This window comes from Corynebacterium sp. LK14, assembly GCF_008042215.1.
Taxonomy (GTDB): Bacteria; Actinomycetota; Actinomycetes; order Mycobacteriales; family Mycobacteriaceae; genus Corynebacterium; species Corynebacterium striatum.
Genome location: NZ_NOVQ01000012.1, coordinates 74,403 through 98,545, shown reverse-complemented (window position 1 = coordinate 98,545; position 24,143 = coordinate 74,403). Strand labels below are relative to the sequence as shown.

Below are 24,143 nucleotides of genomic sequence, written 5' to 3'. Positions count from 1 at the left end.
CAGTACCGACGAATGAGGGACGATATGACTTCACAGACCAAGATTCGCACCGGCAAGGGCGAGGGCGAAGCAGTAGGTATTGCACTGCTCGGTTTCGGCACTGTCGGCGCCGAGGTCTTCCGCCTGCTGGGGGAGAACGCTGATGCTTTTGCACATCGCATTGGTGGTCCCGCAGAGATTCGTGGCGTAGCTGTCCAAAACAAGAACAAGCTGCGCCCAGGCGTTCCTAAGGACCTGCTTACTGACGACGCCAAGGCGCTAGTCATGCGCGACGATATCGACTTGGTCGTCGAGGTCATCGGCGGTATTGACTACCCGCGCGAGCTGCTGCTGGCCGCGCTCAATGCGGGCAAGTCCGTGGTGACCGCGAACAAGGCTCTGGTGGCCGCGCACGCGGACGAGCTGGCTGAGGCTGCCGACCGTGCGGGAGTCGACCTCTACTTCGAGGCGGCTGTCGCAGCCGCCATCCCGGTGGTAGGAATGCTGCGCCGCTCGCTGGCGGGTGACCAGGTGCAGCGCATCTCCGGTATCGTCAACGGCACCACCAACTTCATCCTGGATGCGATGGAGACCACCGGCGCTTCCTACGAGGATGCGCTGGCTGAGGCCACCCGCCTGGGCTACGCGGAGGCAGACCCGACCGCCGACGTCGAGGGCCATGATGCAGCTTCCAAGGCAGCCATCTTGGCTTCGTTGGGCTTCTACACCCGCGTCACCTTTGATGACGTCTACTGCGAGGGTATCTCGAGCATCACCGCTGACGACATCGCCGCTGCGAAGAAGGCGGGTTACTCCATCAAACTGCTTGCGATCTGTGAGCGCTTGCGCGACGAAGATGGCAACGAGTCCGTCAACGCCCGCGTCCACCCGACGCTCGTCCCGAAGGATCATCCGTTGGCTTCTGTGAACAAGTCTTATAACGCAATCTTCGTCGAGGCAGAGGCAGCAGGTTCCCTAATGTTCTATGGCAACGGCGCAGGCGGTAATCCTACTGCTTCCGCAGTGCTTGGCGACGTCGTCGGTGCCGCCCGCAACATCATCCACGGCGGCCGCGCACCAGGGGAAAACACCTACGCCAACCTGCCGATTGCTCCCTTCGGTGAGGTTTCCACCCGCTACCACATCGACATGGAGGTCGCAGATCGCACCGGCGTTCTGGCGGCGATCTCCGCGCTGTTTGCCAAGCACAACGTCTCCCTGCGCACCGTGCGCCAGGAGGACGGCGACGACACCGCACGTCTCATCGTGGTCACCCATGCGGCCACCGAGGCGGAGCTCGAGGCCATCGTCTCCGAGCTGAGCACTCTCGACGAGGTCAAGGCAGTGCACTCCGTTATCCGCCTGGGCGGTGAAGCCCTGTGAGCATCGAGCTAGAGGTCGGCACCAAGGCCATCGTCACGGTTCCAGCCTCCTCGGCCAACTTGGGTCCAGGCTTCGACACGCTCGGAATTGCGCTGAGCCTGTACGACACCGTCGAGGTAGAGGTCACCAACTCTGGTCTTGAAGTGGAGATCTTCGGCGAGGGCGCCGAGGACCTGCCGCGTGACGGCTCCCACCTAGTGGTCAAGGCAATCCGTTCGGCCCTCAACGCTGCTGATGTTTCCGCGCCCGGCCTGCGCGTGGTCTGTAACAACAACATTCCGCAGTCCCGCGGCCTGGGTTCCTCGGCGTCTGCAGCCGTAGCAGGCGTTGCCGCCGGCAACGGACTTGCAGGATTCCCGCTCACCGAGCAGCAAGTAGTGCAGCTTTCCTCGGCTTTCGAGGGACACCCAGATAATGCCGCGGCATCGGTTTTGGGCAACGCGGTGGTCTCGTGGACCACGGTTCCCGTCGATGGTCATTCCCTGCCGGAGTACAAGGCAGTCACCGTGGATGTGCATAAGGACATCAAGGCAACGGCATTGGTGCCTGACTTCCACGCATCGACCCAAGCCGTGCGTCGCGTGCTGCCATCTCACGTCACCCACGGCGACGCAACGTTTAACGTCTCGCGCACCGCTGTGCAGGTCGTAGCGCTTCAGAACTACCCGGAGCTGCTCTGGGAGGGTACGCGCGACCGCTTGCACCAGCCTTACCGTGCCGACGTCCTACCGGTGACCTCCGAGTGGGTCAACCGTCTACGCAACCGTGGTTTCGCGGCCTATCTATCGGGCGCCGGCCCCACCGCCATGGTGCTGCACACCGAGCCCATCGACGAAAACATCTTGCGCGACGCGCGCGAGGCCGGCCTCCGCGTTATCCCCTTGGAGGTCGCGGGGCCGGTCGAGGTTAAGGTCGTTCAGGCTTAAGAAGACCGCTTCACGTGCACGCAGCAGGTTCCGTTGCCAGATTTCGGAAGCAGCGTGAGCTTGAGGCGGTTTCCTGCGTCTGCGGCTGATTGCTCGAGGAAGCCGTCGTGGATAGCACACAAGAACGGGGAAGGCTTGATGCCTGCGGTCACGAATGGGCAGGCGTGCAGCTCCATGTCCGTGTGGCCCTTTTCCTCAAGGTCGGCGTTTGAGGCAGTAGGGTCGAAACCCATGTCACGCATCTTGCGATAAAGCGGGGTCAGCGCATTCGCGGAAGCGTACTGGTCCTGCTGCGTGGAGTTGGCCCACTTGCGGCCGATTTCCCGTGCTTGTTCGGAGGCGAAGTCATTAAGCTGGTCTTTGTCCGCGAGCATCTCTGCTAAGACGCTGATCAAGGTCACGTATTCCTCGGCCACCGAACGATTGTCAGGGATGCGTACCTGGAAGATAAGCGAGGGACGTCCGCGGCCCTTGGCCGGGGCCGTAATAACGCGCACGGCTCCCACGTGTACGAGCTCGTCTAGATGGCCGCGCGCGGTGTTGACATGCATGCCCATGTCTTGGGCGATGTCTGCTGCGCGAGCTCCCTGGGGATATTCCTGCAACGCGTTGAGAACCTCGCGCTGCTTTGGGGAAAGGCGCAGCGCCTCGGGAAAAAGTTCTGTGGAAGAACGCGGAGCTTGGGTGGGCATGTGTTTACCTCGGTGAAAGTTCTTGGCGTGAATTTATTAGGGTAATCAGTTGTTAAAAACGACGATACAACTACAACCCGTAAAAAATACAAACTAGCGAGTGCGATATATGCCACTACGTGGAGCGACTTCCCCCTAATTAGTGAGGATGGAGCAGTGGACTTGCCCGCCGACGACGAGGTTTGTTGCCTCGGTGACCGAGATTTCGGCGTCTACAGATTGCCCGCTCAAGTCCAGGGTAACGACGGCCCGGTCCAAGGAGATAGCTCGCAAATCCAGCACGGTGGCAGTGATGCTTCCGGAAGGGGAAAGCACGACGTCGCTATTGCTTAGAACGAGCGTTGTGTCGCCCTGCGGATCGGGCTGCAGCGCGCCTGCAACCTGGTTGCCGCGGATGACGCTGCGGCCAAGTAACTGCGCCACGAAGCGGTTGGGCGGAGCATTGACGACGTCCTGGCGAGGGGCGTGGGCAAGAATTTCGCCTTTTTCCACCACCGCGATGTCATCGGCCAGGCTGAGAAGGTCGAGAACATTGTGGGTGACAAGGACCGTGGTGCGGTCGTGCGCCGCGGCAGCAAGCAGGCGGCGCCATTGTGCGGCGGCAGCGGCGTCCACTGCAGCCAGGGGTTCGTCGAGTAGCAGCACTGCCGGTCGCGCGGCCAAAGCGCGCACCAAGGCGGCTTGTGCTGCTTGTCCGCCGGAGAGGTCCCGCACTTTGACGTGGGCGATCTCATCCAAGCCGGCAGCGGAAATGAGCTGCGCGGTAACGTCCTCGGCACCGGTGACCATGGTGATCGCCTCGGTCACTGTGGCCAGCGGCGGCAATGCGGGCTTCTGGGTGAGCATGACGCTTTCGGAGGAGTCAGCGATGCGGCGCAGCAGCGTTGTCTTGCCAGCACCGTTAACGCCCACCACGGCGGTCGTGGCATGGGGCCGGAACGGCGTGAGTTTGCGGCTTTGCTGCGGCCTGCTTAGCTCGCGGAGTTTTTCGATATCAAGTGGGCCTTGCGCGTGTGCCCGTGGCGCTGGTTCCTTGCGCAGCAGCGTGGGCAGGCCCGCGAGTGCTAAACAAAGCACGGCCAGGCCGATGAGTACGGCGGAGAGCGCATAGGAGTTGTCCGCGCTGACCTCGCGTTCTAAGTAGATGCCGCTCGACATCGTGCGCGTAATACCTGGCGTCGAACCAACGAAGGTAATCGTGGTGCCAAACTCGCCCAGGCTGCGCGCGCAGGCCAGAACGGCGCCGGTAAAGATGGAGGGCGCAACGGTAGGCAGCGTGATCTTCTGCCATATCGCCCACCGTGACATTCCCACCCGGCGCGCTGAGGTGGATACCTCCTGGTCAATGTGGCGTAATGCCGAGTCCACCGCCACCACCACGAAGGGCAGCGCCACGAAAGTATGCGCTGTGACCACACCGGCAAAGGCAAAGGCGAACTTCAAGTGGAGGGCGTCGAGAAGCGGGGCCAAGAGCCCGCGTCGACCGAGTGCCGCGCTTAGCGCTAGGCCACCCACCACCGGCGGCATGGCCAGCGGAAGGTAGACCAGCAGGCGCACAGCCTGGCCCATGCGTTTGAGGCCGTGGAGCCACACGGCGAGCCCGACGCCCAGGAACGTGGCAAGGACGGTGGCCAAGACCGCAGAACCCAAAGTCACGCGCAGCAAGTCGTGGGTGGAGTCTTGACCGACGACCGCCCCGAGACGGGACCACGGCACGCGCGTTGCTAGCGCCACGACGGGAATAGCAACGTATAAAACCGCCACGGCGCCCACGAAGGCGAAGGGCCACGGGGCGCGGGTGGGGGTTTCGTGAGAAGCCATGCAGAGCAGTTTAGTCGGCGGGTTGGAAGCCGTACTGCGTCCAGGTTTCATCAAAGTCGTCGGAGAGCGTATCCAGCAATTGCTCGGCAGCGTCGCGTCGCTCGGTGTGCGTGACCACCGCGCCCATAATCTTGTTGCGGTACTTCTCAGCGCCCTCGATGGGGATGACCTCGAGGTCTGGGTTGGCCGCGGCGTCCGTGGAGTAGACAAAGCCGGCGTCGGCTTCGCCGCTGGCGACCTTGCCCACGACGTCGGCTACCTGGCCTTCATTCGAATCGGGAGTGATGGTGAGGTGGAGATCCTTCATGATCTTGTCCGCGATGTCGCCGCAGGGCACGGACGGATCGCAGCGCACGAAGTAGTCCTCCTCGCGCAAGTCCCGGACCGAGGAAATCCCTGCCGGATTACCGGGCGGGACCACCATGACCATGGTGTTGGTGGCCAGCACGCGGGGCTTGTCCACATCGCCGTTGTCCATGGCTTTGTTCATGGTCTTTTCTGAGGCCGTGATGAGGAGGTCTGCTGGTGCTCCTTGGTGGATCTGCTCGACGAGGGATGCCGATCCGCCGTTGTTGATAAGCACTGGGGTGGTGGCCGTGAGGGCATCGTTGAGCACACGCGTCGAGGACGCAGCAAAAACGTTGAGTTCCGCGGGGTCGCTGGCGCAGGCGCTCAGCGACAGAGCCGCCAGCGCCGATCCAATGAGTGGGTTAAGGAGCTTCTTCACAGCCATCTAACTTACGCCAGCACTAGGCGGTGCGGGTGAACTTGATGTGGAAATCCTGTGGTTCTTCCTTGAGGTAGGCAAGGTCGAAGGACTCCTCGCGTGCCTCAATCTCCTTGAGCAGTGGCACCGGGTTGTGCGGCGCGATGAGGATCATCGACTCGCCAACGTTGAGGGTGCCGAGCGCGCCGTGGATGGCGCCGTGGCGGACTGCATGCGGAATTTCAGAGGCGTTCAGGGTAGGGATGTCGTTGCCCTTGTTCGCATCAGAGATAGGCAGTTGCATGGTGTTCCTTTCGTTGGAGGTGCTCGAAAGCGTTTCGAGTTTCACCTTAGCCCCAATATTAGTACGATAAAACTTGTGAAAAATATTGCGCATCGTTTCGTGTTTCTGGCATTCGCCGGCGCGGCGTTGCTCGTCGGCCTTTTCGCCGGTGCCTCACTGCTGGGCGTCGCCCCAGCCAGCGCAGTGACCAATGCCCATGGCCCGCTGATGGTGTTCGGTTTCGTGGGTGGCGCCATCGGCTTGGAGCGTGCCGTCGCGGTGAAGAAGACGTGGGCCTGGGCGGGCCCGGCCTTCCACGTGCTGGCAGTGCTAACGCTTCTCGCCGGGGTAACGCGACCCGTACCCGCGGTGTGCTTTGCACTGAGCTTCCTCGTCCTGGGCTTTATCTATCTGGAGGTCCATCGCCGCCAGCCCACCCTCGCTGTCCTCGTCCAGGCTGCCGGCGTGATCGGGGGAGTCGCCGCTTCCTTACTGTGGGCGATGACGCCCTCCTTTGCTACGGCCATGCCGCTGTGTGTCCTCTACGTCGTTGCCACCATCATCGGCGAACGCATGGAGCTCGCCCGCGTGACCATGGCCGGCACTCGCGCGGAAAGCCTCATCACTGCATTGGTCCTCGCCCTGGCGGCCGCGGGAGTTATCTACATCCTCGTACCTGCAGTGGGCTACCGCCTGATGGGCGCGCTTTTACTCGCCATCTCCTTGACCACTGTCCGCGTGGACGTGGCCAAGAACCTCGTGCGCGCTAAGGGACTGCCCCGATATTCCGCAGCTTGCATGCTGGCCGGTTACTTCTGGCTGGCGGTTGCTGGACTGGCGTGGCTGGGCATGGGGCAGGCCAGCGGCTTTAGTTACGACGCTTCGGTGCACACTGTTTTCTTGGGCTTTGTCATGTCCATGATCTTTGCGCACGCACCGATCATCTTGACGTCTGTCATTCGAAAGAAGCTGCCCTATAACCCCGTTCTCTACGTGCCTGTGGTGCTACTGCACGCGGGCCTTATGGTGCGCGTCGGCGCGGATATCGTTGCTCACACTGGGGTGTATCAGGTAGGCGGTATGACTAACGTGGTGGCGGTGCTGCTGTTCGTTTTAAGTGGCTTTGTTTTGACCATCCGGGAGGCACGACGTGCACATCGTTGACGTATCTTTAGCCGCCCGCGGACGCTGGCACACGATCGCAGCGAGCGTCATTGGCTTCTGGGTGCTGGTGGGCGTTGCCATCAACGTGGCAGGAAATCTCGGTGCCAACGTGGTGTGGTGGGATCTCATTCACCCGTTCACGATTGGCGCGATGACCACGGCAATCATCGTGTATTCCACGCACTTTACTGAGGCACTGACCCGCATGCAGGCCCGTGGCTACAAGTCGGTGGCCTGGCGCGTGGCGCTAATTCAGGTGGGCTTGGTCCTCCTGCTCGTCGATCGTGCGGGCTATGATTGGGGCCCGCTTTCCGACGCCGCCTCGCTTCTCATCATCGTCACCTTCTTCTGGCACGCGTGGGATATCTACCGCGCGCTCAAAGGTTCGCTCGCGGGTTCTTTTGCCGTGACAGTACCTTTCTACATTGCTGCCGCCGTGTTCTTGATGGCCTCAGTCGTGATGGTCATTTTCGCGGCTAACGGCGTGGGCAACTACTCACTGCTGGTCGCCGCGCACTCCCGCGGAATGGTGTGGGGCTTTGCCTGGCTGACCATCCTCGGAACAGTGGTCACGCTGCTGCCCACGCTGTCGGGCACCAAGATCGCCCCGGCAGCGCGCGCCCGCTGTTCCCGGGCACTTATAGTGCACTGCGTAGGCCTCGCCCTCGCGGTGGGGCTTTGCGCAGTGGGGCTTACTCGGGCAGCGGGCATGGCCCAGTTGCTCGTCGTGCTCGCCGCAATTTACATCATTCAGCCCATCCTGGCCACGGTGGTGGCGGGAAACCCGCAGCAGACCACGGCGACGGTCTCGGCCGTCGCCGGATTGTTGTGGATGCTCAGCTTATGCGCTGCGGACGCGGTGTGCGCCGTAATCGGCGTCTACCCCCGCGCGGTGACGTTGTTGCTCATGCCCGCCTTCGTCGGCGCTGGCCTGTTGCAATTGGTCACCGGCGTGCTGCATCACCTCCTACCCACCCTGTTGGGCGGTGGTCCGGCGAAAGTCACATTGGGGCGAAAAGTCGCTGACCGCGGCGGTTATGCGCGTTTGGTGCTTATTAACTTGGGCGCAGTGTTGTGCTTACTCGGCGCGGATGTTGCCGGGCTTATCATGATGGGGCTTGGCCTCATCACCAACGTCTTGGCCATCGTAGTGGCCGTTTACAAGCAGAAAAGACTGGAGAACTAAATGCTCAGCGTTTCTTCGAATCAATCTCCGAAGCCGCCGGCTCAAAACAATTGGGCTTCCTGGTTGCTCATTGGCATTGCCCTTGCTGCGGTTATCGCGCTCGCGGTGTTTAATAGCACGGGCAAGGCGCAAAGGGCGTCGGAAAGCGCGGGCGTGGAAGCGACCGTTGTCGACGTCTCAGTCTCCGGCATGGCCTTCGTCCCGGCCTCCATTGACGTGCCACAGGGCGCCCACCTGGTGGTCAACTTCACCAACGACGGCGACCAGGTCCACGACCTGAAGATTGGTGACAACGAGACCGGCCGTGTGGAGCCAGGCAAGACCGTTGAGCTCGACGCGGGCATCATCAACGAATCCACCCAGGGCTATTGCACCATCGCCGGGCACAAAGCACAGGGTATGGTGCTCCAGATAAACACGACTGACGACGCCGCGGGAGCTGCCAGCACCGCAGGCTCTGCAGGCGAAGCAGGCGATGCTCAGCACGAGCACCATCACTCTGCGAGCCACCCCGACGTACCGAGTGCAGCGGAGCGCACCAAGAAGCGCGACGACTTCAAGGCTTTCGATGCCCGTTTGGCCAAGGCCGAAGGAACCACCCACGAGGAGACCTGGACCATGACCGAGGAAGAAGTCGAGGTCGCACCCGGGGTAAAACAAACGCGGTGGCTATTCAACGGCCAAGCCCCAGGGCCAACCCTGCGCGGTAAGGTAGGCGACAAGTTCAAAATCACCATCAAGAATGAGGGAACGATGGGCCACTCCATCGACTTCCACGCCGGTGAGGTCAATCCGGATGAGAACATGAAGTCCATCGACCCGGGCCAGTCGCTTACCTACGAGTTCACCGCTCACCGCGCGGGGATCTGGATGTATCACTGCTCCACGGCGCCGATGAGCCTGCACATCGCCAATGGAATGGCGGGCGCCGTCGTCATCGACCCAGCTGAACTCAGCGAGGTGGATGCCGAGTACGCCATGATTGCCTCCGACATCTTCCTAGGCGACGAGAACGGTGCCGATGCGGACCGCGTCTCCAACGGCGAGTACGACCTGATGGCGTTCAACTACTACCCGAACCAGTACGACCTTGAGCCACTGCATGCCAAGGTGGGCGATAAGGTTCGCATCTGGCTGCTCAACGTGGGCCCTGACCAGCCATTGTCCTTCCACGTGGTGGGCGAGCAGTTCGACACCGCGTATAAGGAGGGCGACTACCTCATTAAGGACCGTCGCGATTCGGGTTCGCAGGCGCTGGATCTGCTTCCCGCGCAGGGCGGCTTCGTGGAGATGACCTTCAATGAACCCGGCACCTATAGCTTTGTCAATCACATCATGACCTCGGCCGAAAAGGGCCAGCACGGAAAGATTGTGGTCACGCAGTAGCGCTTAGACAAAAGGAGCGAGGAAGAAATCTTCCTCGCTCCTTTAATCGATCTAGTGCTTAGGCACCGTGGGCAGGAGTCTCGTTGGCGTCGAGCTGCGCGCGGTGGGAACGCACCGGCTCCCACGCAGTGTGCGAGCGCATATCCGTAGTGCGCTGGTCGCGGGAACGGTAGACCACGTACGGACGGGTGACGTAGCCAACCGGCGCTGAGAAAGCGTGGACCAGGCGAGTAAAAGGCCAGACGGCGATGATGGTAAAACCACACAAGACGTGGACCTTGAACTGCCAGGGAACATCAGCCATCCACTCCGGGTGGATGTTGAAGATCAGCAGTTGGCGCAGCCACGGCGAGATGGTTTCGCGGTAGTCATAGCCTTGAGGTCCGCCGAAGACCTGGGTGCTAAACGTCGCGATGGTGCCAGACAGCAGCGCTAGCGCCAGGAAGAAGTACATGACCTTGTCCGAGTTCGAGGTGGACAGGAACACTGAGCGATTAACGATGCGGCGGTAGAGCAGACCCAGGAAGCCAAGAATCACGGCGACCGCCGCGATGGAGCCAGGGATCGTCGCTAACAGGTGATAAGCGTGGTCACTGATGCCTACCGCCCGCGTCCACGACTTTGGGAAAGCTAGACCCATCAGGTGGCCGATGACCACGAAGACCATGCCCCAGTGGAACAGCGGGGAGGAAAGGCGCAGCAGCTTCGATTCATAGATCTGGGAAGAGTGCGTGGTCCAACCGAATTGGTCGGTGCGCCAGCGCCAGAAGATGCCGACGAAAAACGCGGCGATGGCCAGCCACGGGAAGGCACCCCATAAAAAGTTGTTGAAATAATCCATGAGTGCTCCTTAAACGAGATCAGGTTGGGCAGTGGGGAAAGGAAGATCAGCAATGCCCACCATCTCAGCTGGAGGGCCGGTACGAATGAGATCGACGTATTTCTGAGCGGTTTCGGCATCTACCTCCGGCAGCGCCTTGCACACGGCGACGATAAGGCGCACATAAGGCGAATCCTGTTGTGAAAGTGCAGCACGCAGCACCTCTATGCCCTCGCGATAGCTCGCCAGCATCTCAACGGCGCGCGCATGGTCTTCGCCCTCGGCGAGTCCTAGCGCTTCCAGAACCACACAGAGGTGGTCCGGCAATTCATTTTCTGCCAGCTGGAAACCAAATGACTCAAGCTGTTGGGAGAAAGACAAGATGGCCATTCCGCGCTGCCGGGTATCGCCGACGGCGTAGTAGGACAAAAACAGCGAGCAGCGGCGACGCTGATCGAAGGTCTCAACGTAGTGCTCCTGCAGTGCGCGCAGCCCCGCGGTACGGGCGGCGTCGATAAAGCCCATGAAATCCGTTGCCAGCGCCATTGGTAGCTGGTCGAGCTGGTCCTGGACCACGTCCAAATGGGAGAGAAAATCCTCCTCCGGGTAGCGCAGCAAGACGCTGGCCGCCATGGCGACGATGCGCCGCTGGGTCTCATCGACCGCCACCGGTGTCACGAAGTCAGTGGGGACCTGGCCGGTGTGCGTGCGTGCCGTGCGCTTGACATCGGAAGCTCCGCCCAAAGAGCCGATGCCGGCAGGCACACCGCTGACGGTGCCGAATCCTGCCACGGCGTCATCTTGCGGAGGTTGAGCCGCACGGGCGGCAAGTTTTTCAAAGATATTCATCTTTCAGACTTACCCCCCTAGTCCCGGTCTGGGAACATCGAATCGGGGCGGTCACCAGTCCACGACAGCAGGGAAACCGTGCCGGAACCTGCTGCCGCGCCGTGCGTGCAGGCCTCCGGCGCGCCCATGCCCAAGTCGTGGAAGACGTCCTCGGAAGCGCGTGCCGGGTCGACGTCGCCGAAAGGATCCAGCGAAGCGATGCCACGCGGGGTCTCTGGGGAGGCAGTCGGGATGACGTAGCGGTCGTCGTACTTGGCGATGGAAAGCAGGCGGTACATAGCCACCATGTCCTCTCCGGTCATGCCGACGGCCTGTGCAATCTCCTCCTGCGGCTCGTTGCCCAAGTTGATATCGCGCATGTAGGAACGCATAGCGACGAGGCGGCGCAGCGACTTTTCCACTGGCACGGTATCGCCTGCGGTGAAAAGACCTGCGAGGTATTCCAGCGGAATACGCATGTTAGACAGCGCGGAGAAGAGGATCTTGTGGTCCTCGCCGTCATTGCCGGTGGCGCTTACCTGGTCCACGATGGGCGAAAGCGGCGGGATGTACCAGACCATCGGCAGCGTGCGGTACTCCGGGTGCAGCGGAAGCGCGACGTTGTACTTGAAGATGAGATCGTAGATTGGCGAGTTCTGCGCGGCGTCGATCCAGGAGTGCGGGATGCCTTCTTTCTGTGCGGCAGCTACGACAGCAGGGTCATGCGGGTCCAGCATGATGGACTTCTGCGCTTCAAAGAGGTCCTGCTCATTCGGCGTCGCGGCAGCCTCGGCCACGCGATCGGCATCGTAGAAGATGACGCCCAAGTAGCGCAGGCGGCCCACGCAGGTTTCCGAGCAAACCGTGGGCTGACCTACCTCAAGGCGCGGGTAGCAGAGCGTACATTTCTCGGCCTTGCCGGTCTTGTGGTTGAAGTAAACCTTCTTATAAGGGCAGCCCGAGACACACATGCGCCAGCCGCGGCACTGGTCCTGATCCACGAGCACGATGCCGTCTTCAGCGCGCTTGTACATCGCGCCGGAAGGGCACGAAGACACGCAGGTGGGGTTCATGCAATGCTCGCAGATGCGTGGCAGGTAGAACATGAAGGAGTCCTCGATCTCCTTCTTTACCTGCAGATTCATCTGGTGCAGGGTAGGGTCCTGGTCCATGGTCTCAACAGAACCACCCAGGTTGTCATCCCAGTTGGAAGACCACTCAATCTTGTTTATTTCGCGGCCATCGATTTGAGAGACCGGCTTTGCGGTGGGCTGGGTCTTTTGACCAGCCTTGGCACCCATCAGATCCTCGTACTGGTAGCTCCACGGCTCGTAGTAGTCCTGGATGGTCGGCAGGTTCGGGTTATGGAACAGGGTAGCCAGCTTCTTCAAGCGTCCACCGGCCTTGGGTTTGAGCTTGCCAGAGCCGGTAAGCTCCCAGCCGCCCTTCCACCTTTCCTGGTCCTCCCAGGTGCGCGGGTAGCCCACGCCGGGACGAGTTTCAACGTTATTGAACCAGATGTACTCAGTGCCTTCGCGGTTGGTCCATGCCTGCTTACACGTGACCGAACAGGTGTGGCAGCCGATGCACTTGTCCAGGTTCATGATCATGGAGATTTGGGCCATGACTTTCATTAGTAAGAAACCTCCTGGGAGCGACGGCGCACGCGGGTGACTTCGTCGCGGTTGTTGCCGGTTGGGCCGATGTAATTGAAGTGATAGGTCAGCTGGCCGTAGCCGCCGGCAATGTGGACCGGCTTGATGGAGATACGGGTCAGCGAGTTGTGCGTGCCGCCGCGGCGGCCGGTGAACTCATTGATTGGGGTACCAACGGTGCGTTCCTGGGCGTGGTTGCAGATCATTGTGCCCTCCGGGATGCGGTGGGAGACGATGGCGCGGGCGGACACGATGCCGTTGCGGTTGTAGACCTCAACCCACTCGTTGTCCTTCACGCCGATCTTTGCGGCGTCCTTGTCCGACATCCAGACCACCTGGCCGCCGCGGGAAATAGACAGCACGTGCAGGTTGTCGAAGTACTGCGAGTGAATCGACCACTTGTTGTGGGTGGTGAGATAACGCAGGGTGACCTCGACCTCGCCGCGCTCATTCTGCAAGGTCTGGCCCGGCGCGAATTCGCCGTGCATATGCAGATGATCAAGCGGCGGGCGGAAGATAGGCAGCGCCTCGCCGTAGTCCATGAACCAATCGTGGTCGATGTAGTAGTGCATGCGGCCGGTCAGCGTGTGCCATGGCTTGTCGAACTCGACGTTGATACTAAACGCCGTGTAGCGGCGCTTATTGCGCTTGTCAGCCGTCCATTCCGGCGAGGTGATGACCTCGGTCGGGCGCTCCTTGATGGAATCCCAGCTGATGTGCACGTCTTCATCGGAGGCCGCAAGCGGTGTCATGTCACGGCCGGTGCGCGAAGACAGATACTCGAAGCCTTGCTTTGCCAGCTCGCCGTTGGATACACCGGACAGGTGCAAGATGGCGTCGATGACCTTTGTGTCTTTGCTCAGGTCAATGAGCTCACCCATCGAGGTCTTCGAGGTTCCACAGATGAGCTCAAGCTCCTTGACCTGCTTTTCCACGTTGAACTTGGTGCCATGCACTGCAGTCCCGGCCTTGGCCGGCAGCGGGCCCAAGTGAGTCCACTTCTCATAGATCTTGGTGTAGTCACGCTCCACCACATGCAGCTTCGGCATGGTAACCCCTGGCACCAAGCCGAGCTTTTCGACGTCGGGCACAATGCCGTTTGGCATGCCCAACTCATCGGGGGAGTCGTGGTGCCTCGGTTGCGTGACGATGTCAGTTTGCACGCCGAGCCACTTTGCGGACTTGGCAGAAAGCGAAGCCGCGAGGTCGCGGAAGACCTCGAAGTCGGTGCGCGCCTCCCACGGCGGGTTGATGGCCGCGTTGAAGGAGTGCAGGTATGGGTGCATATCCGTCGAGGACATATCGTGCTTTTCGTACCAGGTAGCTGCTGGCAGCACGATGTCAGAGACCAAGGTGGTCGACGTATTGCGGAAGTCCGTGGTCATCATGAGGTCGAGCTTGCCCTCAGGAGCCTCATCAACCCACTTGATGGTGCGCGGACGATCCTCGGCAGCGAGCTCTTCGGCCGTGGCATCGGAGTCGATTCCGAGCAAGTGACGCAGGAAAAACTCGGTGCCCTTTGCAGAAGACCCCAGCAGGTTGGTACGCCAGTTCAAAAGAATACGCGGCCAGTTTTCTTCTGCCGAAGGGTTGTCGTAGGAGAACTCGAGGTCGCCATCTTTGAGTTGGCTTACAACGTAGTCATTGATGTCGACGCCTTTTTCCTTTGCCTCTGCCGCAAGTAATAGGTTGTTGCGGTTGAACTGCGGGTAAGCCGGCATCCAGCCGCGACGCATAGCCTCAGCCATGGTGTCGGAGACCATCTTGTCACCGATGACACCGTGGTTGGCCAGGGGCGATCCCAGATGGGAGGCGCGGGAGTTGTCGTAGCGGTATTGCTCGGTGGCGAAGTAGTAGAAGCCTGTCGAAATCATGTGGCGCGGAGGACGCTGCCAGTCGGTGGCCATGGCCCACTGGGTCCAGCCGTTGATAGGGCGCAGCTTCTCCTGGCCCACGTAGTGAGCCCAGCCGCCACCGTTCACACCCTGGGTGCCGCACATCGAGGTCAGCGCCAAGAAGGTGCGGTAGATGGTATCTGCGTGGAAGTAGTGGTTGACGCCGGCACCCATGATGATCTGGGAGCGCCCTTTGGAATCTGCGGCGTTCTGCGCGAACTCACGGCCGATGCGGATGGCGGTATCGGCAGGCACGCCGGTGAGACCTTCCTGCCAGGCTGGCGTGCCCACTTCGGAGGCATCGTAGAAGTCCGTCGGCCAGGAACCTGGCAAGTTAAGCTCTTCGCGGTTGACGCCGTAGTGCGCGAGCATGACGTCGAAGACGGTGGTCACGAGTTTGCCGTCGACGCGACGAACCGGCACACCGCGGTGCACGATGCCCGTGCCGACTGGCTTGTCGGTGCCGATGTCGGCTGGATCCGCATCTAGGTCGAAGCGCGGGAAGAGTACCTCGGCGGTCTCGAAGGAATCGGTCTCTGCGATGGACATGACAGGATCGGCGTTGTCGAGGGAGAGGTTCCACTTCGCCGAGTTATTGTCCCAGCGGTCAGCGACGGTACCGCCCGGATCGACTACCTTGCCATCTTCTTCCATGACCAGGCCACGGTGAGTGGCGTTTGGCGAGGAATTCAGCTCCGCATCGGAGACCTGGGAAGCTGTGAGGAACTTGCCTGGGGTATAGGTGCCGTCCTCGCGCTTGTCCAAGGTGACCAAGAAAGGCGAGTCCGTGTACTTGCGCATGTAGTTCAAGAAGTACGGTTCTTGGCGCTCAACGTGGAACTTCTTCAAAATGACATGCCCCATGGCAAAAGCCAAAGCGGCATCAGAACCCGGCTCGATGCGGGCCCACTCGTCGGCGAACTTTGTGTTGTCAGCGAAGTCCGGCGAAACCACGACGACCTTGGTGCCTTTGTAACGTGACTCCACCATGAAGTGTGCATCCGGGGTACGGGTCACAGGGATGTTGGAGCCCCACATCATGAGATAGGAGGAGTTGTACCAGTCACCGGATTCCGGCACGTCAGTCTGATCACCGAAGGTCTGGGGGGATGCCGGCGGCAGGTCGGCGTACCAGTCATAGAAGGACAGAGCGACGCCGCCGATGCTCTGCAGGAAGCGGGTGCCGGCGCCATAAGAGACCTGCGACATGGCAGGAATAACTGTAAAGCCGAAGATGCGGTCCGGACCGTACTTGCGAATGGTGTAAACGTGCGCCGCAGCAGCGATGTCGATTGCCTCTTCGTAGCTGATACGAATCAGGCCGCCCTTGCCACGCTGGGAGATATAAGCCTTGCGCTTTTCAGGATCTTCTTGGATGGCACGCCATGCGAGGACAGAGTCGCCGCCGTTTTTAGCTTTTCCTCACGGAACATGTCCACCAGAACGCCGCGCGCATAGGGATAACGCACGCGGGTAGGCGAGTAGGTGTACCAGGAGAAAGAAGCACCACGAGGGCATCCGCGCGGCTCGTATTCCGGCATGTCATTGCCGGTGGTCGGGTAGTCCACGGCCTGGGATTCCCAGGTGATGACGCCATCTTTGACGTAGACTTTCCACGAGCAAGAACCCGTGCAGTTGACGCCGTGTGTAGAGCGAACCATTTTGTCGAAGGCCCAGCGGTTACGGTAGAAGACATCTGCCTGCCTGCCGCCCTTCAAAAAAGCTGTTGGCCAGAGTCGCTGGCTTCGCCTTTGCGCAGATAGGCGCCGAGCTTGAAAAGGGAGCTGGGGCCGGATTTATTTTCAGTCATGGGGGTGGGTTACTCCTTTAGGAAGGCGTGGTTTAGCCGGGGAAAGGCGCGCGTGGACGGGCGTAGTAGATCCACACGAGAACAGAGGTGATTGCGAAATACACAACGCAACCCCAGAAGAACGTGGCGGCCGGCATCATGGAAAGCAGCACGCCTACGACGAACGGGCCGAAGGCGCCGATGGCACCAGTCCAACCGATGACGCCGCCTGCCTGACGCTTCGGCAAAATCATTGGCATCTGCTTGAAGGTGCCGGCATTGCCCAGACCGGTGAAGAAGAACATGATGAGCATGCAGGTCAAAAAGCCCTTGAACTCGCTCGGGTCGGAGGGGTTTAAGAAGAGTGCAGAAAGGGCAGTAAACACCGTCATGCCTACACAACCGACGAAGGTCCAGATAGCGCCGCCGAACTTATCGCACAGCGGGCCCCACAGCGCGCGGACCAGCGCGCCGATCAGCGGGCTGAGGAAGGCATAGGCAGCCCCGCGCGGCAGGTCATCGAACTGGCCAGCAAACTGAGAATCGGCGCCGAAGGTCTGGTTGATAAGAAGCGCCATTTGAGCCGCGAAGCCAGAGAAAGCGCCGAAGGTCATCAAGTAGACAACGGTCAAGATCCACGTGTTCTTGTTGCCGAAAATATCGATCTGCTGGCGGAAGTTTGCCTTGACTGGAACGTCCTTGAGCAGCATCCATGCGAGAACAGCACCAACTAGTGCCCATGGAACCAAGAAGATTGCTGGGTTGTGCACGAAGATTGCGCCATCATCTGTGCGCTGTGGTGCCACGAAGCCGATTCCCAGGAGGGTAAAACCCATCAGCCACGGCGCAACCAGTTGAATGAAGGAAATACCGAAGTTGCCCAAGCCTGCCTGCAGGCCGAGGGCGGTGCCGGACATGCGCTTAGGGAAGAAATAGCCGGTGGAAGGCATAAAGCCAGAAAAGACGCCGCCGCCGATACCGGACAGGAAAGCCAAGGTTAAAAGCCACCAGTACGGGGTGGAGGTGTCCTGCACGGCGAAGAACCAGCCGAGCATCGGGATGATGAACAGCAGGGAGGACACGAACACCAGCTTGCGGGTGCCGATGATAGGTGGCAGGAACATAAACAGCAGGCGGAATAAGCCGCATGCGAGGCCTGCAATGGAGGTCAGCCAGTACAGCTGACTCTTGCTGAGATCGAAGCCGATCTGGTTGAGCATCGGTGCAATTGCGGAAACGAGATACCACGTTGCAAAACCGATGATCAGCACGAAGGTGGAAACCCACAAGGTTCGCCACGCAACCTTGGAATCCCAGTGGTCTTTTTCTTCGGGGTTCCATCCTTGGATGGTCTTGCCCGACGTATCAAGTGCAGTCATTATTCCTCGGTATTCTCGTAGAAACTTTCTCTTTCTAATGTAGTTTCAATTATCCTAAAAAGAGGAATTTTCTACGGAATTCTTCGAGTTTAATTAGGAAACGTTAGTGTTGTGAAAATATTTCACATGCCGACCTTTCGCTGGTTAACCCATCAAGGGGTAGGAAACTGCTGCTTATGGCTTGCTTCTGTTAAAAATGTCACACCATTAAACCGAGGGAAAGGACGCCCAAATGAAACCTGCCACCGCTGCCATAATCGTCACTGCTGACCGCGTTTTGAACGGCGCAAAGCCTGATTCTGCAGGCGCCTTGGCCGAGGAGCTTTTGTTGGCTCAGGGACTCGAAGTGGTGAGCCACGATGTCGTTGCGGAAGGCTACGCCCGCGTGGCCAAAGCGCTGCGCGAGCAAGTACGGGCCGGCGTCGACGTCATTGTGGTCATCGGAGGTACTGGCGTCGGTCCCACCAACTACACACCTGAAGTAACCGAAGAGTTCATCGCAGCCCGCCTGCACGGGCTGGAAACCCAGGTGCTGCTCAAAGGTCTGGAGAATTCGCACAAGGCTGGCCTTTCCCGCGGGGTCATTGGCATGACTGACCGCGGCTGTGGCTCGCTGATTATCAATTCCGCGTCCTCCCGCGGCGCAGTTGCTGACACCTTGGGTGTCGTTCTCCCTTTGCTCGGGGATATCTTTCGGGACGCGAAGGGTAAATGATAAGCGTGGTTACTTATTAAGCTCGGCGGCGCTCCCACTCGGCGAGTTCAGCCAAAGTATCGTAGTCCATTTCCGCGCCTGTACCCGGCACCGCGATGAGGCGGGGGACTGCGTGCAACAGCCTGCGGGCTGACTTGTTGTGCAGGCAGTCGAAGGAATCTACCGCTTGGCGCAGGCCGTCGTAGTGCCACAGCGCGCACAGCGGCTGAATAAAATCGCCGCTTAAAGCCGCCGCTACCGAGGGAATCGAGCTTTGTGCTTCGCAGGCGGCGAGTTTTTTCAACAACTTTGGCAGCATTTGGGGCGAATCCGGCGCATCCACAGATAACACTGCGATATAGCGAAGTGGCGCTAAACTACGTGCTTCCAGGTTCTTCAGGCCTGCCGCGATGCCAGCTGCAGGCCCACCAAAAAGCGGATTTTCGCATACCTGCGGCAGGCCCAGCGGAAACGGGGAAACCACGCAGACCGGCGCGCCATAAGGAAGCCGTCTGCGCACCACGTCGACAAGCCTTTCGCCCCGCACACGCACCGAACCCTTATCGCGCCCGCCCATCCTGGTGCCGCGGCCGCCTGCCAGGATGATGACTCCTAGCTCGTGCGGTTTGTAGTTCAGCATTGCCTAGGTTTTAGGAAGCTCGCGGCTCCAGTCGCCGGAACGGCCACCGGACTTTGCGGTGATCCCACAGCGGCGGATAAATGCGGAGCGGTCGACGCCTTTGACCATATCGATGATGGACAGCGCCGCGACGTTGACCGCGGTAAGCGCCTCCATCTCCACACCGGTGCGATCGGCGGTTCGCACCGTTGCCTCGATGAAGACGTGGTCGTCTCGGATTTCCAGATCGACCGAGCAACCATGCACGCCGATGGTGTGGGCGAGAGGAAGCAGTTCCGGAACCTTCTTGGCCGCCGAGATGCCGGCGATGCGCGCGACCGCTAGCACGTCGCCCTTGGGGACCGTGCCGTCGCGAAGCGCAGAAAGAACCTTAGGAGAACATGCAACCTCGCCTTGCGCGGTAGCGGAGCGGACGGTGGGCTGCTTTTCTGTCACATCCACCATGTAGGCGGAGCCGGAGGAATTGAGATGGGTAAATTTCATGGGTTCTAGTCTAATTAAGGCCTAATCGAGAATTAATAGATAACCACGCGGACTTCATCGCCAGCCTGAATTTCGGAGGTCACCTCAACCAGGCCACACGTGCCGTGGAGTGAGGCCACGAAGTGGCTGCTCAACCCGCTGGCAAAGGGGTACGCCACGACGAACTCGCCGAACTCCAAGCGCGTGGGCACAAATGCCGTGCCGTGCTTGTGTGCCACGGGGAACTCCTCCCCGGCGCGCGCGACGATAGTGCGCCCGCTGCAGACTTTCGTGCGGGCAGGACGCCCGCTCAAGGCCTCGAGGAAAGGCGAAACATAAAGGTGGTAGGAAACAAACGCCGCTACGGGATTGCCCGGCAGGGAGATAACCGGCAAACCCCCATAGAGGGAAAAACCTTGCGGCGTGCCCGGCTTTTGCTTGACCCCGCCGAACCAAGCCTCACAGTCCTCTGCGGCCTGGAGCACGGTCTGCGTAACGTCGAAGGCGCCGGCGGAAACACCGCCCGTCGTGATTACTACCTCGTGGGAATGAAACAGCTGCTCAATCGTCTCGCGCAGCTGCTCCGGGGCGTCGGAAGAGCGCATGTGCGTTACCACCGCGTGCGGGATGGTGGAGCGAATCAGCGACTCGATCATCGGCCCATTCGAATCGGGTAGCTGGCCCGGCTCGAGGCTTGAGCCCTCGACCAGTTCATCGCCGGAGGAGACCACGCCTACGAGAACGGGGCGGTAGACGCGAACATGCGTGATGCCAGCCGAAATCAGCGCGGCAATAAGGCCGGCATCGACCACGGTGCCCGGCTTGGCGATGGTCGCGCCCTCCCGAACGTTTTCCCCCTTCGGGCGGATGTGCGTGCGCCTGGTCGTCTCGTTGATGGTGACCTCACTCGGCAGCTCGTGTGGGCCGGCTGGAATATCGGTCAACTCCACCGGGACTACAACTAGGCCATCGTTGTCCTCCGGAACCGGCGCGCCGGTCATGATGCGCACTGCCTTGCCCGTTGGCACCTCCTTGGGGGCGTGGCCCGCCGGAACGTCGCCTGCGACGGGCATACGCGCAGGCAGCTCAACCAGATCCTGTACGTGCACCAAGAAGCCATCCATCGCAGAGTTGCTAAACGGCGGCACCGCTAGGCGCGCAGTGACGTATTCTGCAACAACGCGGCCCAAAAGTTTCTCGTTGACCGGCTGGGCTTCCGGAAATACCTCTACCGGCACCGGCCGGGCGTGAGACATTATCGCATCGAAGTGTTCTTGTGGGGTGCGCATGTTTTTCAAACTAGATCCTTAAGCCTTTAGCCACCGATTGCTGCCATCAAGCGATCCGGCTGCAAGAAACCCTCGTCATTCACTCCGTGGCCGGGCAGCTTCGCCCACATTTCGGCGGCCCATGCCTCCATGAGCTCTTCATCGCTGGCGCCCCCGCGCATGAGGTCACGCAGCGAGGTTTCAGAGTTTCCAAACAAGCAGTTGCGCACTGCACCATCCGTGGTCAAACGCGTGCGATCGCAAGAGCCGCAGAAGGAGTGCGTCACGGAAGCGATGACGCCGATCTTGCCCACATATTCGCCGCCGCGGGAGGCGTTCCACAACGCCGCGGGTGCGGAGCCGCGTGGTTCGCTGGCTGGTTCAAGTTCAAAGGAAGCGCGCAGACGCTCCAAGATATCTTCTGCCGTCACCATGTTCTCGCGGCGCCACTTATCACGTGGCCCCAACGGCATCTGCTCGATGAAGCGCAGCTGCGCGCCCGCCTCGATGCAGTACTCGGCCAGCGGAACGATGGAGTCCTCGTTCACGCCCGGCATGACCACTGCATTGACCTTGACCGGGTGCAGCCCGGCGCGCGTTGCTGCCTCGATGGATGTGAAGACATCCTGGATGCGGTCGCGCCGGGTTAGCCGGGCATAAAGCTCGCGGTCGGTGGTATCGAGCGAGATGTTCACGCGGTCGAGACCTGCTTCCACCAATCCATCGATACGCCGGTCGAGGCCCAAGCCGTTCGTGGTCAGTGCGGCAGACGGTGATTTACCTTCGTCGGTGCGCAATTGCTTAGTGGCAGCGACAATCTTCTCCAAAGACTTGCGCAGGAGCGGTTCGCCGCCGGTGAAACGTACTTGACGGATGCCTAGCTTTTCGACGCCGATGCGGATCAGGCGGATCGTTTCCTCATCGCTCAAGGTTTCTGCGGTGGGAAACCACTCGAGACCTTCGGCCGGCATGCAATACGTGCAGCGGAGATTGCAGCGATCAGTAAGCGAAACGCGCAGGTCGCGGGCCCTGCGGCCGTATTTATCTAGAAGCGGATAAGTCATTGTCGTCCTAGTCTATAAGGAGAGTGGTCTTATCCATATTAACCCGGAAATATTCGCGTTTAATCCGGGGGGCTAATCACGGGGCGGGAAATGCTGCGGCAAGTCATCCAGGCGCTGCGACTCGCCAGGGCCTTTCAGTCGAATGATGTTGTATTCGCCTTCAGCCAAGTGTGAACGCAGGTCCTTCTTATCGAACTTGCCAACCGAGGTTTTGTCGATGTGCTTTACGAAGGTCCAGTACTCCGGAAGCATCCACGAAGGCAGCTCCTTGCGCATGCCTTCGCGGATGCGCTCGGCGGTTTCGATTGTCGGAGAAAACCCTGGCGCCAACACCGTTACCGCGAGAGGGCGTTCCACCCACTGTTTATCCGGATAACCGATGACCGCGGCTTCCACCACGACAGGGTTGGCCATGATGAGGTTTTCCAGCTGCACGGAATAGATCCACTCGCCGCCAGAGCGGATGACGTCGCGGGCGCGGTCCTCCACGGTAAGGAAGCCATCTTCGGTGACGGAACCGACGTCGCCAGTGCGCAGCCAGCCATCCGCGGTGAATTTGGATTCGGCATCCTCGACCTGCTTGCCGCGGAACTCTTCTGCTGAGCCGCCCGGCTCGGAGGTGGGTGAGTGGTAATAAGAGCCCGTGACCAGGTTGCCGCGCACCTGAATCTCGCCGGCGTTGCGGTCGGAACTGGGCACGACCACGCCGTCGTTGACCACGCGGTATTGCAAGGAAGCCGGGAAGCGTCCTTGGGATACGCGGTAGGCCCAGCGGGTATCGCCATCGGCGCCCTGGGGTGGACGGGCAACCGTGCCCACCGTGGTGGTCTCGGCCATGCCCCAGACGTGGACAACATCAACGCCGTATCGCTCCTCCCACATCTTGATTAGCTGCGGTGGCACCGGCGAGCCGCCTGCGAAGATTTCCGTGAGCGTCATGCGGCTTGGCGGGTTCTTGAGGTAGTGAACGAACAGCTGAATCCAAATCGTTGGCACGCCATGCGCCACACGCGGCGACGTTGCCGCGATGATGCTGGCGAGCGTCGGTGCGGAAACATCGGCGTCGGGAAGCACCAACGGCGTACCCGTCATGAAAGCCGCAAACGGAACACCCCAGCTCAACACGTGATAGATAGGGATGCAGCACAGGAAGGTCTCGCCGTGGGTCACGCACAGTGAGTCGGATGCGCGCAGCTGCATGCTCTCAAGGTAGAGCGCGCGGTGGGAGTAGAGCACGGCCTTCGGTGCGCCGGTGGTGCCGGTGGAGTAACACAAGGCTGCCGCCGTATGCTCTTCCAGCTCCGGCCAGTTGTATTCGGTGGAACGTCCGTCAAGCAGCGCCTCGTAGGAGTACACCTCGACGCCACGTCCAAACTTTCCTGCGTGCGACTGCGGATTGCTGGCGCCGATAAACAACACGGCGCGCACGGATTCCGCTCCGGCTAGAACTTTGGCGAGCTGATCTGCCAGGCGTGGGTCAGCGACGATGACCTCCACCTCAGCATGGTTAATGATGTGCCGGATTTGGTCATTCATCAGCTGCTTGTTCAAGGGAGTGAAAACAGCGCCCTTGCAGGCTACGCCAAACATGACCTCGAGATGTTCCGCACAATTCCACATGAAGGATGCGACACGCTGATCCCCGGTAACTCCAAGTTCGTCGTGCAGCACGTGCGCGAAAGCTGCGGCTCGTGCGCCGATGGCGGAGAAGCTGGTCTTTTCCGGTTCCGAGTTGCTATGCCACGTGGTCACCTGTGTCTGCCCATGAACGGTGGACCCGTATTCCAGGATGCGTGTAAGGGAGAGCGGGATGTCCTGCATGGTGGAAAGCATGCTGTCTACTTTAGCGGTGTCACTTCCAGCTTGCGCGTACAATGCGTTATAGTTGACAGCGACTGGTGCGGATTGGCTTGACAAGTGTTTCCGAGTCGCCGCGCAACCGAGTATTCCGAGGATGCAACCTCGTGTTACTTTCTCGCTCGCAGTCGCCTTCTACTAATTCTCCTCCGTGGCATTCCTTTTCCCAGGGGAGAGGCCTAGATATTTCACCGCCCGCGCAGTTAACCCGAATAATTCGTTACTTCGGAACTTGCTTCGCTCGTGGCGGCGTGCACCATAAAAAT

19 protein-coding genes and 1 pseudogene are annotated in these 24,143 nt (G+C 60.4%); 6 read left to right on the top strand and 14 right to left on the bottom strand.

All coding sequences use genetic code 11. The annotated features are described in order from the left end of the window. Window positions 1-24: 24 nt before the first annotated feature. On the top strand, window positions 25-1,362 hold the full coding sequence (locus tag CHU71_RS07925) for a homoserine dehydrogenase (RefSeq protein WP_147760726.1): 1,338 nt from the start codon (window positions 25-27) through the stop codon (window positions 1,360-1,362). Further along, window positions 1,359-2,288, top strand: coding sequence for a homoserine kinase (thrB, locus tag CHU71_RS07920; protein WP_147760725.1), 930 nt, complete (start codon window positions 1,359-1,361; stop codon window positions 2,286-2,288). Before CHU71_RS07925 ends, thrB begins: the two co-directional genes overlap by 4 nt. Here the strand turns inward: thrB and CHU71_RS07915 are convergent. From CHU71_RS07915 to CHU71_RS07900, 4 genes are all read right to left on the bottom strand, one after another. Further along, entirely contained in the window at window positions 2,285-2,980 is a 696-nt protein-coding gene (locus CHU71_RS07915; RefSeq protein ID WP_070420389.1) for a metalloregulator ArsR/SmtB family transcription factor, read from the bottom strand. The two genes, thrB and CHU71_RS07915, sit on opposite strands and share 4 nt — an antisense overlap. A 135-nt stretch (window positions 2,981-3,115) precedes the next feature. Beyond that, a complete protein-coding gene (locus CHU71_RS07910; protein WP_100086841.1) occupies window positions 3,116-4,801 on the bottom strand; it encodes an ATP-binding cassette domain-containing protein in 1,686 nt (561 codons plus the stop codon). Between the two features lie 10 nt (window positions 4,802-4,811). Continuing rightward, window positions 4,812-5,534, bottom strand: a complete 723-nt coding sequence (gene modA, locus CHU71_RS07905; RefSeq protein WP_100086842.1) for a molybdate ABC transporter substrate-binding protein — start codon at window positions 5,532-5,534, stop codon at window positions 4,812-4,814. 16 nt (window positions 5,535-5,550) lie between these two features. Next, window positions 5,551-5,811 carry a DUF2249 domain-containing protein gene (locus CHU71_RS07900; RefSeq protein ID WP_100086843.1) on the bottom strand — a complete coding sequence of 87 codons (261 nt, stop codon included), beginning with the start codon at window positions 5,809-5,811 and terminating at the stop codon, window positions 5,551-5,553. Window positions 5,812-5,886: 75 nt separating this feature from the next. On the opposite strand from CHU71_RS07900, the gene CHU71_RS07895 reads away from it, so the two are divergent. The 3 genes from CHU71_RS07895 to CHU71_RS07885 are packed head-to-tail and all read left to right on the top strand — an operon-like array spanning window position 5,887 to window position 9,526. Next, window positions 5,887-6,954, top strand: a complete 1,068-nt coding sequence (locus CHU71_RS07895; RefSeq protein ID WP_253254928.1) for a hypothetical protein — start codon at window positions 5,887-5,889, stop codon at window positions 6,952-6,954. Continuing rightward, the gene (locus CHU71_RS07890) at window positions 6,941-8,140 is read left to right on the top strand and encodes a beta-carotene 15,15'-monooxygenase (RefSeq protein ID WP_147760724.1); all 1,200 of its coding nucleotides are present in this window, start codon (window positions 6,941-6,943) and stop codon (window positions 8,138-8,140) included. The genes CHU71_RS07895 and CHU71_RS07890 overlap by 14 nt, the downstream gene beginning before the upstream one ends. Further along, window positions 8,141-9,526 (top strand): multicopper oxidase domain-containing protein, encoded by a 1,386-nt coding sequence (locus CHU71_RS07885; RefSeq protein WP_101504858.1) that lies wholly within the window; start codon window positions 8,141-8,143, stop codon window positions 9,524-9,526. Between the two features lie 58 nt (window positions 9,527-9,584). Here CHU71_RS07885 and narI read toward each other — a convergent pair whose 3' ends face one another. The 5 genes and pseudogenes from narI to CHU71_RS07860 all read right to left on the bottom strand — a co-directional run bounded on the left by narI (window position 9,585) and on the right by CHU71_RS07860 (window position 17,892). After that, on the bottom strand, window positions 9,585-10,367 hold the full coding sequence (narI, locus tag CHU71_RS07880; protein WP_147760723.1) for a respiratory nitrate reductase subunit gamma: 783 nt from the start codon (window positions 10,365-10,367) through the stop codon (window positions 9,585-9,587). A 9-nt stretch (window positions 10,368-10,376) separates the two neighbouring features. Beyond that, window positions 10,377-11,195: a nitrate reductase molybdenum cofactor assembly chaperone gene (gene narJ, locus CHU71_RS07875; RefSeq protein WP_147760722.1), complete on the bottom strand. Its 819-nt coding sequence runs from the start codon at window positions 11,193-11,195 to the stop codon at window positions 10,377-10,379. Between the two features lie 17 nt (window positions 11,196-11,212). Next, on the bottom strand, window positions 11,213-12,808 hold the full coding sequence (gene narH, locus CHU71_RS07870) for a nitrate reductase subunit beta (RefSeq protein ID WP_147760721.1): 1,596 nt from the start codon (window positions 12,806-12,808) through the stop codon (window positions 11,213-11,215). Beyond that, window positions 12,808-16,534, bottom strand: a pseudogene (locus CHU71_RS07865) (nitrate reductase subunit alpha). The gene narH and the pseudogene CHU71_RS07865 overlap by 1 nt, the downstream one beginning before the upstream one ends. Before the next feature lie 32 nt (window positions 16,535-16,566). Next, window positions 16,567-17,892 (bottom strand): NarK/NasA family nitrate transporter, encoded by a 1,326-nt coding sequence (locus CHU71_RS07860; RefSeq protein WP_147760720.1) that lies wholly within the window; start codon window positions 17,890-17,892, stop codon window positions 16,567-16,569. A gap of 232 nt (window positions 17,893-18,124) precedes the next feature. Here CHU71_RS07860 and CHU71_RS07855 point away from each other — a divergent pair, with 232 nt between their 5' ends. Further along, window positions 18,125-18,607 (top strand): molybdopterin-binding protein, encoded by a 483-nt coding sequence (locus tag CHU71_RS07855; RefSeq protein WP_147760719.1) that lies wholly within the window; start codon window positions 18,125-18,127, stop codon window positions 18,605-18,607. A gap of 16 nt (window positions 18,608-18,623) precedes the next feature. Here the strand turns inward: CHU71_RS07855 and CHU71_RS07850 are convergent, their stop codons facing one another. From CHU71_RS07850 to CHU71_RS07830, 5 genes are all read right to left on the bottom strand, one after another. After that, window positions 18,624-19,226: an NTP transferase domain-containing protein gene (locus CHU71_RS07850; protein WP_147760718.1), complete on the bottom strand. Its 603-nt coding sequence runs from the start codon at window positions 19,224-19,226 to the stop codon at window positions 18,624-18,626. A 3-nt stretch (window positions 19,227-19,229) separates the two neighbouring features. After that, window positions 19,230-19,709 (bottom strand): cyclic pyranopterin monophosphate synthase MoaC, encoded by a 480-nt coding sequence (moaC, locus tag CHU71_RS07845; RefSeq protein ID WP_100086847.1) that lies wholly within the window; start codon window positions 19,707-19,709, stop codon window positions 19,230-19,232. A gap of 32 nt (window positions 19,710-19,741) precedes the next feature. Further along, entirely contained in the window at window positions 19,742-20,977 is a 1,236-nt protein-coding gene (locus tag CHU71_RS07840) for a molybdopterin molybdotransferase MoeA (protein WP_147760717.1), read from the bottom strand. A gap of 26 nt (window positions 20,978-21,003) precedes the next feature. Next, complete coding sequence (gene moaA, locus CHU71_RS07835; protein ID WP_147760716.1) at window positions 21,004-22,020, bottom strand: GTP 3',8-cyclase MoaA; 1,017 nt, start codon at window positions 22,018-22,020, stop codon at window positions 21,004-21,006. A 72-nt stretch (window positions 22,021-22,092) separates the two neighbouring features. Beyond that, window positions 22,093-23,853, bottom strand: coding sequence for a long-chain fatty-acid--CoA ligase (locus CHU71_RS07830; protein WP_049146393.1), 1,761 nt, complete (start codon window positions 23,851-23,853; stop codon window positions 22,093-22,095). Window positions 23,854-24,143 lie beyond the last annotated feature (290 nt).